13 protein-coding genes are annotated in these 12,437 nt (G+C 59.9%); 9 read left to right on the forward strand and 4 right to left on the reverse strand.

Translation table 11 applies throughout. From position 1 onward, the window contains the following. Positions 1–626: 626 nt before the first annotated feature. Positions 627–1,904 carry a nickel-dependent lactate racemase gene (gene larA / locus PMX70_RS05585; protein ID WP_271743115.1) on the forward strand — a complete coding sequence of 426 codons (1,278 nt, stop codon included), beginning with the start codon at positions 627–629 and terminating at the stop codon, positions 1,902–1,904. Between the two features lie 49 nt (positions 1,905–1,953). Beyond that, on the forward strand, positions 1,954–2,685 hold the full coding sequence (larD, locus tag PMX70_RS05590) for a D/L-lactic acid transporter LarD (protein ID WP_271743116.1): 732 nt from the start codon (positions 1,954–1,956) through the stop codon (positions 2,683–2,685). 306 nt (positions 2,686–2,991) lie between these two features. Here the strand turns inward: larD and PMX70_RS05595 are convergent, their stop codons facing one another. The 4 genes from PMX70_RS05595 to serB form a co-directional block, all read right to left on the reverse strand. After that, a complete protein-coding gene (locus tag PMX70_RS05595; protein WP_271743117.1) occupies positions 2,992–3,531 on the reverse strand; it encodes a TetR/AcrR family transcriptional regulator in 540 nt (179 codons plus the stop codon). 2 nt (positions 3,532–3,533) lie between these two features. After that, positions 3,534–4,451, reverse strand: coding sequence for a nickel pincer cofactor biosynthesis protein LarC (gene larC / locus PMX70_RS05600; protein WP_271743118.1), 918 nt, complete (start codon positions 4,449–4,451; stop codon positions 3,534–3,536). Positions 4,452–4,461: 10 nt separating this feature from the next. Further along, positions 4,462–5,244 (reverse strand): nickel pincer cofactor biosynthesis protein LarB, encoded by a 783-nt coding sequence (gene larB / locus PMX70_RS05605; protein ID WP_271743119.1) that lies wholly within the window; start codon positions 5,242–5,244, stop codon positions 4,462–4,464. Between the two features lie 114 nt (positions 5,245–5,358). Next, a complete protein-coding gene (serB, locus tag PMX70_RS05610; protein ID WP_271743120.1) occupies positions 5,359–5,994 on the reverse strand; it encodes a phosphoserine phosphatase SerB in 636 nt (211 codons plus the stop codon). A 256-nt stretch (positions 5,995–6,250) separates the two neighbouring features. Here serB and aspS point away from each other — a divergent pair, with 256 nt between their 5' ends. From aspS to PMX70_RS05645, 7 genes are all read left to right on the forward strand, one after another. After that, positions 6,251–8,038: an aspartate--tRNA ligase gene (aspS, locus tag PMX70_RS05615; RefSeq protein WP_271743121.1), complete on the forward strand. Its 1,788-nt coding sequence runs from the start codon at positions 6,251–6,253 to the stop codon at positions 8,036–8,038. A gap of 367 nt (positions 8,039–8,405) precedes the next feature. Beyond that, entirely contained in the window at positions 8,406–8,654 is a 249-nt protein-coding gene (locus PMX70_RS05620) for an HPr family phosphocarrier protein (RefSeq protein WP_035136856.1), read from the forward strand. 213 nt (positions 8,655–8,867) lie between these two features. Beyond that, complete coding sequence (locus tag PMX70_RS05625; protein WP_271743122.1) at positions 8,868–9,110, forward strand: FeoA family protein; 243 nt, start codon at positions 8,868–8,870, stop codon at positions 9,108–9,110. A gap of 36 nt (positions 9,111–9,146) precedes the next feature. Next, positions 9,147–9,368: a FeoA family protein gene (locus PMX70_RS05630; protein WP_006234774.1), complete on the forward strand. Its 222-nt coding sequence runs from the start codon at positions 9,147–9,149 to the stop codon at positions 9,366–9,368. A 123-nt stretch (positions 9,369–9,491) separates the two neighbouring features. After that, entirely contained in the window at positions 9,492–11,819 is a 2,328-nt protein-coding gene (feoB, locus tag PMX70_RS05635; RefSeq protein ID WP_117817678.1) for a ferrous iron transporter B, read from the forward strand. A gap of 175 nt (positions 11,820–11,994) precedes the next feature. Further along, complete coding sequence (locus tag PMX70_RS05640; RefSeq protein ID WP_117797110.1) at positions 11,995–12,195, forward strand: hypothetical protein; 201 nt, start codon at positions 11,995–11,997, stop codon at positions 12,193–12,195. A 46-nt stretch (positions 12,196–12,241) separates the two neighbouring features. Next, on the forward strand, positions 12,242–12,388 hold the full coding sequence (locus PMX70_RS05645) for a hypothetical protein (RefSeq protein ID WP_271743123.1): 147 nt from the start codon (positions 12,242–12,244) through the stop codon (positions 12,386–12,388). The last annotated feature ends 49 nt before the right edge of the window (positions 12,389–12,437 follow it).

Raw genomic sequence — 12,437 nt, forward strand, 5'->3', positions numbered from 1 at the left:
AGAGGGAAACCCGTCGGGCCCCTTCGTCCTAGGTCTTCGGTGAATCAGCCGCTGGGTGAGGGTGGTGCTTGGGGTGACGTGCAAAAAAACGGAGTTTTCAGCAGCTAAAGATTGATGCATAGGACCATAGGTGACGTTCGCGGTCCCTGTTGATGCTTTTGCACGACAATTGGGCCTTGGCGATGCTCATATATGACTGGTTTCTTGCCGCATGCTGCCTAGAAGGCAAGAGCCATGGAGGCTTCCTAGCTTTCGATAGGCTTTTAGCCCTATAGACTTATCTCGCGATGCTGAATACTCCCAAAAATGCACGCTCCGGATGGGGCTACCCTGTTACGGTTCGAAACCCGTGCGTCATTCTATGCATTTTATTGACGTATTTATGCAAGATAGCTTACGCGCGCATGCCACAGGATTGATGTGTGTCTCTGCGCTGTGTAAGCCATCCTGTCCATAGTGCCATTGACAGGCGGCCGCGGTCCCGTTTGGGATCACGGCCGTTTTGGTGTGGGTCAAATATGAACGTTGTGTTAATGAGTCGGTGGACGGTGGTGTTTTTCGGTGAGCGGCGTATCCTTCCAACGGTTTGACTAGTGTGTCAGTTGAAAGGAAGAGGGCGCTCGTCATTGTTTGAATGTGAACTGCCGTTTGACCACAAGACGTTGCATTTGGAGCTCGAGGATAAGAACTTCGCGGGTGTGATGGAAGGTCATCAAAATGAGTTTAAGACCACGAAATCGCAGGAAGAGCTGGTAGAGGAGTCGCTTGCCAACCCTTATGGATCGCCTTCGCTCGAGGAGCTTTGTGCTGGCAAGAAGGATATCGTCATCATTAGCTCCGATCATACGCGTCCCGTTCCCTCGCGTGTGACGATGCCTATTCTGCTGCATCACATCCACTCCGCTGCGCCCGAGGCTCGCGTGCGTATTCTGGTTGCTACGGGTATGCATCGTCCGTCGACGCACGAGGAGCTCGTCAACAAGTACGGCGAGGAGATCGTTGCCAACGAGGAAATCGTTATGCACGTCGCGACTGACGACAGCATGATGAAGAAGATCGGCACTCTGCCCTCTGGCGGCGAGTGCATTATCAACAAGATTGCCGCCGATTGCGATCTGCTGCTTGCCGAGGGCTTCATTGAGCCGCACTTCTTTGCCGGTTTCTCTGGTAGCCGCAAGTCCGTCCTGCCTGGCATCGCCAGCTACAAGACCATCATGTACAACCACAACGGTCAGTTTGTGAACGATTCCCATTCGCGTGCCGGCAACCTGTGCCACAACCACGTGAGCGAGGACATGTTTGCCGCTGCCGAGATGGCTCACCTTGCCTTTGTGCTCAACGTGGTGCTCAACGGTAAGCACGAGGTCATTGGCTCCTTTGCCGGCGACATCCATAAAGCGCACGAGGCCGGCTGCGAGTTCGTGAAGAGCCTTGCCGGCGTTGAGCCCGTCGAGTGCGATATCGCCATCACCACCAACGGCGGCTACCCCCTCGACCAAAACATTTACCAGGCCGTGAAGGGCATGTGCGCTGCCGAGGCCACGCTTCCCGAGGGCGGCGTGATCATCGACGTCGCCGGTTGTGCCGACGGTCACGGTGGCGAGGGCTTCTATCACAACATCGCCGACAACGATCCGGCAGAGTTTGAGCGTGCCTGCATCGACCGTCCTAAGGACGAGACCCTGCCCGACCAGTGGACGAGCCAGATTTTCGCCCGCATCCTGGCGCATCACCCTGTGATCATGGTCACCGACCTGTGCGATCACCAGATGCTCAAGGATATGCACATGACGCCGGTCAACACTATCGAGGAGGCGCTCAAGCTCGCCTTTGAGATGAAGGGTGCCGATGCCAAGGTGGCCGTCATTCCCGATGGCCTGGGCGTTGTTGTCGCTCAGCACTAGTGTGCGGCTCAAACGAATCGTTTATAACCGACAAGAAAGATAAGGTTTTATGCTTACCAAACTCCTCTGCGAATTCGGCGCAACGGCCCTCATGATCATCTTTGGCGTGGGCGTGCACTGCGATACCGTGCTCAAGGGCACCAAGTATCAGGGCTCCGGCCACATGTTTGCCATCACCACCTGGTCTTTTGGCATCTCGGTCTGCCTGTTTGTCTTTGGCGGCGCCGTGTGCATGAACCCCGCCATGGTGCTTGCCCAGTGCATCGTAGGCCTGGTGCCGTGGAGCAGCTGCATCCCCTTCATGATTGCCGATATGCTCGGCGGCTTTGTGGGCGCCGTAATCGCTTGGCTTATGTATGCCGATGAGTTCAAGGCTTCCGAGGGCGTCGTCGACCCTATTGCCCAGCGCAACATCTTCTCGACCAACCCCACCACCGAGGGCACGAACTATGCTCGCAACTTCTTCTGCGAGGCCATCTGCACCTTCGTGTTCATCAGCGCCATCCTTGCTGCTGCTAGCCGTGCTGGTGAGAACGTTCTGTTGCTCGCCATCTGCGTCGGCCTGATCGTTTGGGCCGTTGGCATGGGCATGGGCGGCATCACCGGCTTCGCCATGAACCAGGCACGTGACCTTGGTCCTCGCATGGCCTATCAGGTGCTGCCGATTAAGAACAAGGCCGACAACAACTGGAAGTACGGCCTGCTTGTTCCTGGCATCGCTCCGTTTGTCGGTGCCATCGTGGCTGCGTTGTTTGTGCATGGTTTCTTGGGCATGTTCTAGTCCAAGGCAATTGATATAACGTCCGGGTCCGGCATAGGTTAACTTTCCGCCGCGTCCTCGGACATGCAAGAAGCTCCCGCTGCGCACTTCGTGCGGCGGGAGCTTCTTGCGTCCTGCGGAATGCGGCGGAAAGTTAACCTATGCCGGACCCTGCGGGAATCCAGTTGCGTTCGAACAAGCAACCAACATATATATCTGAATTTGGATGTGGTGGGCACTTTGTTGTTAGGCGCTTTGAGGTGCGAGTGACACTTTGGGATGCGTGGCGCCTTGGCGTGGGGCGGTGCTTTGGGATGAGCTTCTTACTTAGTTGAAGAGGGGTTTTATGGCTGATAGGTAGTCTTTGGCTACGTCCTCTTTTGGGGCTTGGAAGTTGTGCCAGGCCCACCATTGGACGGTGGCTACGAAGCTTGAGGCTATGTGGTGTAGTAGGAAGCTTCGGTCCATGGTGGCGGCGGGGCCGTTTGGGTCGGTAGGGACGGTTTCGGCTGCTCGTGACATGATGGTCTTGCGTAAGCAGTCGGCGAAGACGCGTGAGCCGGCGCCGGCTACCAGCGCTCGGACGCCCTGGCGACGTTCCCATAGATTGTTGAGAATATGCTCGACCTGCACGAGTGGGTCGTCGAGCGGTGCGCCATCGTCGTCGAGGGCGTGGGTGCAGATGTCGCTCACGAGTTCGGACAGTAGGTCGTCTTTGCTCTTAAAGAGGCCGTAGAATGTTGCGCGGCCTACGTGAGCGCGCGCGATGATGTCGCCGACGGTAATCTTGCCGTAGTCCTCCTCGCGCAGCAGCTCGAAGAACGCCGCAACGATGGCAGCGCGGCTTTTTTCCTTGCGGGCATCCATGGCTATGCGTCCGCGTGAACGAGCAGGCAGCGAAGCGTACCGGAGCAACCCTCGTAGGGGCGCTTACCGGCGCCGTAGCCGACGGCCTCGATGCGGTAGCGGGCCGGCAGGTGCTCGGACGTACGCAGTGCGGCGACTATGGCGGCGCCCGTGGGCGTCACGAGCTCGCCGGCGACCGGTGCGGGCGTGAGGGCGATATTGCCTGCTTGGCATAGGTTGACGACGGCGGGCACCGGGATGGGCATAAGGCCGTGGGCGCAGTGGATGGTACCGTGACCCTCGGAGAGCGACTCAACCACAATGTCCTCAATACCCAGGTCATCGAGGCAGATGGCGACAGAGCAGACGTCGACGATGGAGTCGACGGCGCCCACCTCGTGGAACATGACGGTCTCGGGCGTTTTGCCGTGGGCCTTGGCCTCGGCGGCGGCGAGTGCGGTAAAGATGGCGAGGGCGCGACGCTTGGCGCCATCGCTTAGCTGCGAGCCATCGATAATGGCGGTGACGTCCGCCAATGACCGGTGGTGATGGTGATGGGCGTGATGGTGGCCCTCATGGTCATGACCGTGGGCGTCATTATCATGCTCGTGGCAGTGATCGTGCTCGACATGGTCGTGATGATGGTGCTCATGCTCATGCTCATGCATATGCTCGACAGCTGCTTCGTTGCCGTAGAGCCAGGCCATATCGTGATCATGGTTCTCGAGGCCCTCTGCAAGCTGGACGTCGAAATCGCAGGCGTCGATGCCGTGCTTGTTTACGCGCGTGACAGCGATCGTAAAGCCGTCGACCGGCAGCGTGGCGAGCTGTTCGCGCAGATGCTCCTCGCTGGCGCCCAGGTCGAGCAGGGCCGCGACGGTCATATCGCCGCTGATGCCCGAGGTTCCGTCGATGATAAGCGTGTGCTGATGGTTGGACATGGGATGCTCCTTAGCGGGCGCAGGGCGTGCCGGCGCTCAGATGATTGATAAGACTTGCCTGGTAGGCGGCACCAAAGCCGTTGTCGATATTGACGACCGAGACGCCGCTGGCGCAGGAGTTGAGCATGGCGAGCAGCGCGGCCACGCCACCAAAGTTCGCGCCGTAGCCCACGCTGGTGGGAACGGCGATGACCGGGCAACTCACCAGGCCGCCGATAACGCTCGCCAGGGCGCCCTCCATGCCGGCGATGGCGATGACCACCTGTGCCTGGGCAAGTTCCTCGGCATGCGCGAGCAGACGGTGCAGACCGGCGACACCCACGTCGTAGAGGCGGTCGACCTCGTTGCCATAGAACTCGGCCGTCAGTGCCGCCTCTTCGGCGACGGGCAGGTCGCTCGTACCGGCGCAGGCGACGACGATGCGCCCGTTGCCGGTGGGGGAGGGCTTGCAGCCCACGAGGGCGAGCTGGGCGTCCGGGACATATCCCAGGTCGATGCCGTTGCCGAGAAGCTTAGCGGTGCGCGCGGCTTTTTCGGCATCCAGGCGCGTGACCAGGATGCGCTCCTGGCCGGCATCGCGCAGCGCTTCGATAATGGCGGCAATTTGCTCGGCGGTTTTGCCGGCACCGTAGACAACCTCGCCGGCTCCCTGGCGCACCCCGCGCGAAAGATCGAGCTGCGCAAAACCCAGATCGGCGGTTGGCGCCGTCTGGATGCACGTGAGGGCGTCGGCAGGGGTGACTGCTCCGCCGGCAACATCGCTCAGCAATTGCTCAAGATCTCGCTTATCCATATATGTTCCCTTCGACGGCGCAAAGTCTAGCACTCAAAGGGTATGTTTCCGAACACTAAGACAAAATTGTTCGGAAACTTTAGGACAGACTGATTCAATTGTTAGACGGATCGGTTAGTCGCGCAGGATGATGTCCATGGCGAGCATCAGGTTGCGCTCGTCGATGGCAAACGGGGCGGCCTCGCGCGTCTTGGGCTTGGCGCAAAACGCGATGCCCGTGCCCGCGGCCTGAATCATGGGGATGTCGTTGGCGCCGTCGCCAATCGCGACGGTGTGAGCCATATCGACGCCGCATTCAACTGCCCAATCCAGCATCTGGATAAGTTTGGACTCCTTGGTCACGATGTCGGCCGCCAGCTTACCCGTGAGCTTGCCGTCTACGGCCTCCAGGCGGTTGGCCAGGCAAAAATCGATGCCCGCAGCGGCCACGATCTTACCGGCGACCTCGTGAAAGCCGCCGCTTACCACGCCGACCTTCCAGCCCTTGCTGTGTGCCGAGCGCACAAGCTCCAGCGCGCCGGGGGTAAACGTCACGCGCTCAAAGGTGCGCTCGAACACGCTCTCGTCCAAGCCGGCAAGCAGCCCCACGCGCTCCTCGAGTGCCTGCTTAAAGTCGAGCTCGCCGCGCATGGCGCACTCGGTGATCTGCGCTACCTGCTCGCCCACGCCGGCCTCCTCGCCCAACAGGTCGATGACCTCCTGGTTGATGAGGGTGGAGTCGATATCCATAACGATGAGGCGTGCAGTCATGTTGGGCCTTTCCGAGTGCAGTTGTATTGGGGCACATTGTCGCACGCGGCGCACTTCGGCAACGGCTGCGGTGCGTCAATTGTTTCGTCTCCGTCAAGTCTTTGGGCAGGAGCTAGTTTTTCGCGGCACATCGACGCGGGTGCGATAAGATAGAACGCCATGTCCGGCTGCGCGGTTTACGCAGGCTGGGCAAATCTGTACGACGCCGCCCGGAACGACACGGGGCGGCACAGATCCATAAAGGAGGATCACTGGTATGAGCCAGACCCGTCCCATTGACGAGCATTCCATGCACACCCGTACCTGCGGCGAGCTTCGCTTCGAGAACGTGGGCGAAGAGGTCACCCTCACCGGTTGGGTGAGCCGTCGCCGCGACCACGGCGGCCTAATCTTCTGCGACCTTCGCGACCGCGAGGGCATCACGCAGCTCACCTTCGACCCCGAACACTCCGACGGCGACGCCTTTAAGATCGCCGAGACCATGCGTCCCGAGTGGCCCATCAAGATTCACGGCGTCGTGCGCGCCCGTGGCGAGGAGACCACCAACACCAAGCTCGCGACCGGCGAGATCGAGGTCCTGACCGACCACGCCGAGGTGCTCAACACCTCCGTCACCCCGCCGTTCCAGATTGAGGACGGCATCGAGACCAGCGAGGACACCCGTCTGCGCTATCGCTATCTGGACCTCCGTCGTCCCGAGATGATGGCCAATCTCAAGCTGCGCTCCGACTTTACCTTTGCCATTCGCGAGGCGCTGCACAACCGTGAGTTCATGGAGGTCGAGACGCCCTCCCTGTTCAAGTCCACGCCCGAGGGCGCCCGCGACTTCATCGTCCCCAGCCGCATCCAGCCGGGCAACTTCTACGCTCTGCCGCAGTCCCCGCAGCTCCTGAAGCAGCTGCTCATGGTCGGTGGCGTCGAGCGCTACTACCAGGTCGCCAAGTGCTTCCGCGACGAGGACTTGCGTGCCGACCGTCAGCCCGAGTTCACCCAGGTCGATATCGAGATGTCCTTCGTGGACCAGAACGACGTTATGAGCGCGCTCGAAGAGGTTCTTGCCGATGCCTTCGGCCGCATGGGTGTCGAGATGCCCACGCCGCTGCGTCGCATGGACTACTGGGAGGCCATGGACACCTATGGCTCCGACAAGCCCGATACCCGCTATGGCATGCACTTGGTCGACCTGACCGACATCTTCGCCAACTCCAAGTTCAAGGTCTTTGCGACTGCCGCGAACGAGGAGGGCTCTGTCGTCAAGGCCATCAACGCCAAGGGCGCCGGTGCCTGGGCTCGCGCCAAGATCGATAAGCTTGCCGGCGTGGCCTCCACGTTTGGCGCCAAGGGCCTGGCCTGGATCGCATTCCGCGAGGACGGCTCCATCAACAGCCCCATCGTCAAGTTCTTCTCGGACGAGGAGATGGCCGCCCTGCGCGAGCGCATGGACGTAGAGCCCGGCGACCTTGTGATGTTCGCCGCCGGCCCGCGCCTGCTCTCCGACGAGATCCTGGGCGGCATGCGTTCCCACATGGCTAACGCGCTCGAGATCAAGCGCGAGGGTCACGACTTCCTGTGGGTCGTCAACTTCCCGCTGTTCCACTGGGACGAGGACCGCAAGGCCTATGCAGCCGAGCACCAGCCCTTTACCCTGCCGACCGAGACCGACATCGCTAAGATCGAGGCCAACCCGCTGGCAGCCGGTTCTTGCACCTACGACTTTGTCATGGACGGCTTTGAGGCCGGTGGCGGCGGTATGCGTATCCACAACGCCGAGATGCAGATGTCCATGCTCAAGCTCCTGGGCTTTACCGAAGAGCGCGCCGAGTCTCAGTTTGGCTTCCTCATGGAGGCGCTCAAGTTTGGTGCGCCCCCGATGGGTGGTTTCGCTCTGGGCCTGGACCGCGTGTGCATGCTGCTCACCGGCTCCGACTCCATCCGCGACGTCATGGCGTTCCCCAAGACGGCCAGCGGCTCCGACCTCATGTCGGGCGCCCCGAGTGCCGTTAGCGGCGCCCAGCTCAAGGACGTCAGCCTGCGCCTGATGTAGGCAAGCGGCTACATATTGCCCGTAACGAGGGAAGGACACGTGCCTTCCCTCGTTTTTTATGCGCGGGCGTTGCGAGGGCATGGGGTGACCGGACGTCGCGGAAACTGTGTCCCAGAATTTGCACCCAGAGCGGGATGGGCTTTCCGCTAGGGCCGCTCAGCGGAAACTGCGACCCGGAATTTGCGTCCAGAGTGGGCTGCGGTTTCCCAAACAGGGCCCTTTGGGAAACTGCGACCCAGACTCCAGCCAAATAACGGGACGCACTTTCCAGTCGAGCTTCTGGCGGGTCTCGACAAGCATCTAACGCTACAATAACTACCACGTGGCTGGGTTTGCCGGCCGAATGTGCGACGTCGTGGGAGGGGACATGGTCGAGTTTACAAAGACGATTAAAGATCCGTTGGGACTACATGCCCGCCCGGTTGCGCTGCTCTACGACATCATTGCCAAGCATCGTAGCGACGTGTCGGTTAGCATCGGCGACCGCCATACCGACGGCCGTGATGTGATGGGGCTCATGGCGCTTTACGGCGAGTGCGGCGAGGACATCGTCTTTCGCGTTTCGGGCGTAGACGAGGCCTCGTGTGTCACGTCGATCAGAAACCTCTCGCTCTAAACGCAACAAGGGACTGCGGACAGTCCCTTTGTCACATCTCTGGGAGGCGCTCTTTGCGGCGCCTCTTTTGTTTCATATGGGAAACTTTTCCGAAAACTGAATAGGGACCCTTTCCAAAAAGTTAACCACGTGCTAGTTTACTGTAGCGAACATAGACGTGGTTAACTTTTGCTGCGTCGATGTTGAGGACGAACTGACGTTAGGAGCACACTCATGTCTTGCGGACCGCAGATGCCGGCCATGCCGCTTTCGATGGTGAAAGCGGGCGAAACCGTGCACGTGTCTCGTGTAAAGGGCAATGAGGATATGAAGCACCATCTCAAGGACCTCGGCTTTGTCGAGGGCAACGAGATCCACGTGGTGAGCTCGAGTGGCGCCAATATCATCGTCACGGTGCTGGGTGCACGCTTTGGTATCGATTCCAAGGTTGCCATGCACATCATGACCATCGGTTAGTCCGCAGCATTTAAAAACTGAAAGGGGGACAAGTAAATGAAGACGTTGGGTGACGTTAAGGTGGGCGAGAGCTCCACGATCGTCAAGCTTCACGGTGAGGGCGCGCTGCGCCGCCACCTTATGGACCTGGGGCTCATCAAGGGCACTTCGTTCAAGGTCGTAAAGGTTGCACCGCTCGGTGATCCGGTCGAGATCAACGTGCGCGGCTACGAGCTTTCCATCCGCAAGGAGGAGGCCGCCGTCGTCGAGGTCCAGTAAGGACTCGCGGCGCATATTTCTGCAGATAAAGTTAGGTTTTTCTAACTTAATGCAGCATCTTTGAAGCACATTATCCAGCCCGCGCGGAGAAAGCAGCGCAGGCACACAAGGAAGAAGGATTGAATGGCGGATTCTCAGATCCATGTCGCGCTGGCGGGTAACCCCAACTGCGGCAAGACCACGCTTTTCAACCTGATCACCGGCGCCAACGGCTACGTTGGCAACTGGCCCGGTGTCACGGTTGAGAAAAAGGAAGCCAAGCTCCTGAGCGACAAGAACGTTACCATCACGGACCTCCCCGGCATCTACTCGCTTTCCCCCTATAGCCCCGAGGAGCAGTGCTCGCGCGATTACCTCATGAGCGGCGAGCCCGATGTCGTCGTCCAGGTGGTCGACGCCACCAACTTGGAGCGCAACCTGTACCTGGCGCTTCAGGTTATCGAGACCGGCCTGCCCGTGGTCGTCGCCCTCAACATGGCCGACTTGGTCGAGAAGAACGGCGACAAGATCGACACGGACAAGCTCTCCAAGAAGCTCGGCTGCCCGGTCATGATGATCTCGGCCCTTAAGAACAAGGGCATCAACGAGCTGTTCGAGCAGGTCAAGAAGTCCGCTGCTTCCAAGGGCCAGGTGCCGGAGCACAAGTTCGATTCCTCCATCGAGGACGTTCTGGACCACATCGAGAACAATCTGCCGGCGAGCGTTCCCGCCAACAAGCGTCGCTACTACGCCGTCAAGCTGTTCGAGCGCGACGCGGACGCCTGCAAGCTCATCAACCTCACTAAGGAGAAGGCCGCTCGCGTCGAGCAGCTGGTCGCCCAGTGCGAGCAGGATTGCGACGACGACGCCGAGTCCATCATCACCGGCGAGCGCTACGGCGTGATCGCCCACATCATCGACGAGTGCCTCACCAAGGCTCCGGCCAAGATGAGCACCTCCGAGAAGATCGACCGTGTGGTTACCAACCGTATCTTGGGCCTGCCGATCTTTGTGGTCATCATGTTCTGCGTGTACTACATTGCCGTCTCTACCTTGGGCGGCACGGTGACCGACTTCACCAACGACCAGCTCTTTGGCACCGACGGTTGGTATGTGCTCGGCCAGGGCCGCGACGCCTACGACGCAGCTGTCGAGGCTGCGGGTGACGCCGCCGACTCGGTCGACCCGGCACAGTACGGCCCCTATGTTCCGGGTATTACCACCGTGGTGCACGATGCCCTTGTGGCGGGCGGCACCGAGGACGGTGGCCTGGTCGATTCGCTGGTCTGTGACGGTATCGTCGGCGGTCTGGGCGCCATCTTCGGCTTCGTGCCGCAGATGTTCCTGCTGTTCGTGATGCTGTCTTTCTTGGAGGACTGCGGCTACATGGCCCGCGTCGCCTTCATCATGGACCGCGTGTTCCGCCGCTTTGGCCTGTCCGGCAAGTCCTTTATCCCCATGCTCGTGTCCTCGGGCTGCGGCGTCCCCGGCGTCATGGCCACCAAGACCATCGAGAACGAGAAGGACCGCCGCATGACGGTCATGACCACCACGTTTATTCCCTGTGGCGCCAAGCTGCCGATCATCGCTCTGCTCATGGGTTCCATCATCGGCGATTCTTCCACCACCGCCGCATGGATCAGCCCGCTGTTCTACTTCTTGGGCGTCTTTGCCGTCATCGCCTCGGGCCTCATGCTCAAGAAGACCAAGCTCTTCGCCGGTCGCCCGACGCCGTTCGTTATGGAGCTTCCCGCCTATCACTTCCCGGCAATCCGCTCTTGGGCGCTGCATGTATGGGAGCGCTGCTGGGCCTTTATCAAGAAGGCCGGCACGGTCATCTTCGCGTCCACCGTCGTGGTTTGGTTCCTCTCCAACTTTGGTAGCTACAACGGTTCCTTCGGCTTCCTGCCTGCGATGGACGGCATCCCCGAGGAGTTTATGGACTACTCCGTGCTCGCCATGCTGGGCAACCTGGTCGCTTGGATCTTCGCCCCGCTCGGCTTTAGCACCTGGCAGGCCACCGCGCTGACTGTCTCTGGACTTGTCGCCAAGGAGAACGTCGTCGCCACCGCCGGCTCGCTGCTGTCCGTTGCCGACGCCGCCGAGACCGACCCGAGCCTGTGGACCGCGTTCGCCGGCATGTTCCCGACTATGGGCGCTTGCGTTGCCTTTGGCGCCTTTAACCTGCTGTGCGCCCCGTGCTTTGCCGCCATGGGCACTATCCGCAACCAGATGGACTCCGGCAAGTGGACCGCGATTGCCATCGGCTACGAGTGCGCCTTTGCCTGGGTGATCGGCCTGTTCATCAACCAGTTCTACAACCTGCTTGTCCTTGGCCAGTTTGGTATTTGGACGGTTGTAGCCATCGTTCTGCTGGTTGCGATGCTCTTCCAGATCTTCCGTCCCATGCCCAAGCACGCTTGGACCGACGAGGACGAGACCAACACCGCTTCCGCTGCAGTTTCCGCTTAAGTCCGAATAAGGATCAGTCCCTTTCCACGAGCCCGGGTGTCCCAGCGACACTCGGGCTTTTTGGTGAGGGAGATGTGGCGTTTCCGCAGATAAAACCGACCAAAATATACCTGTCCCTTTTTGGCAGGTGGAGAATGGGGTAAAGTAAGTGATGGTTAACTAGAGGAGGCTTGCTATGGCACCTATCGATATTGTTGTACTGGCTATTATCGGTATTGCGTTTGTCGCCGTGTGCGTGCGCATTTATCGCAAGGGCACCTGCGCCGACTGCGCTCAGGGCGGCGTTTGCACGGGACATTGTTCCAACAAAAAAACCTGCGCCGCACTTAAGGGCGTGGACAAAATTGCCGAAGACTTGGGTCGCGGTATCAAATAAGGTCCAGGCATCCAGGCGCCTCGCGAGTATCCGTTCGCGGGGCGCTTTGTGCATTTGGACGCGAGCGCGGCGAGTTGAAGAGTATTTTTGGGGTATCGCTAACTATGTGGTCAACGGCCCGCTCACCGTGGTTCATGCCGTGGCAGGCGCTAAGCTCGCCGTCGAAGGCATGACCAACTACCTGGGCCTCTAACTCCATCCCACCCATCAGTTGCGGTGAAATACGGACTGTTTTGGCTGTC

It is taken from the genome of Collinsella aerofaciens (genome assembly GCF_028206795.1).
GTDB lineage: Bacteria > Actinomycetota > Coriobacteriia > Coriobacteriales > Coriobacteriaceae > Collinsella > Collinsella aerofaciens_AX.

Coding starts and splice junctions, on each gene's coding strand:
- PMX70_RS05625 (WP_271743122.1), top strand. CDS start 8,868: ATGTCTTGCGGACCGCAGATGCCGGCCATGCCGCTTTCGATGGTGAAA.
- PMX70_RS05640 (WP_117797110.1), top strand. CDS start 11,995: ATGGCACCTATCGATATTGTTGTACTGGCTATTATCGGTATTGCGTTT.
- larD (WP_271743116.1), top strand. CDS start 1,954: ATGCTTACCAAACTCCTCTGCGAATTCGGCGCAACGGCCCTCATGATC.
- aspS (WP_271743121.1), top strand. CDS start 6,251: ATGAGCCAGACCCGTCCCATTGACGAGCATTCCATGCACACCCGTACC.
- PMX70_RS05595 (WP_271743117.1), bottom strand. CDS start 3,531: ATGGATGCCCGCAAGGAAAAAAGCCGCGCTGCCATCGTTGCGGCGTTC.
- feoB (WP_117817678.1), top strand. CDS start 9,492: ATGGCGGATTCTCAGATCCATGTCGCGCTGGCGGGTAACCCCAACTGC.
- larB (WP_271743119.1), bottom strand. CDS start 5,244: ATGGATAAGCGAGATCTTGAGCAATTGCTGAGCGATGTTGCCGGCGGA.
- PMX70_RS05630 (WP_006234774.1), top strand. CDS start 9,147: ATGAAGACGTTGGGTGACGTTAAGGTGGGCGAGAGCTCCACGATCGTC.
- larC (WP_271743118.1), bottom strand. CDS start 4,451: ATGTCCAACCATCAGCACACGCTTATCATCGACGGAACCTCGGGCATC.
- PMX70_RS05620 (WP_035136856.1), top strand. CDS start 8,406: ATGGTCGAGTTTACAAAGACGATTAAAGATCCGTTGGGACTACATGCC.
- serB (WP_271743120.1), bottom strand. CDS start 5,994: ATGACTGCACGCCTCATCGTTATGGATATCGACTCCACCCTCATCAAC.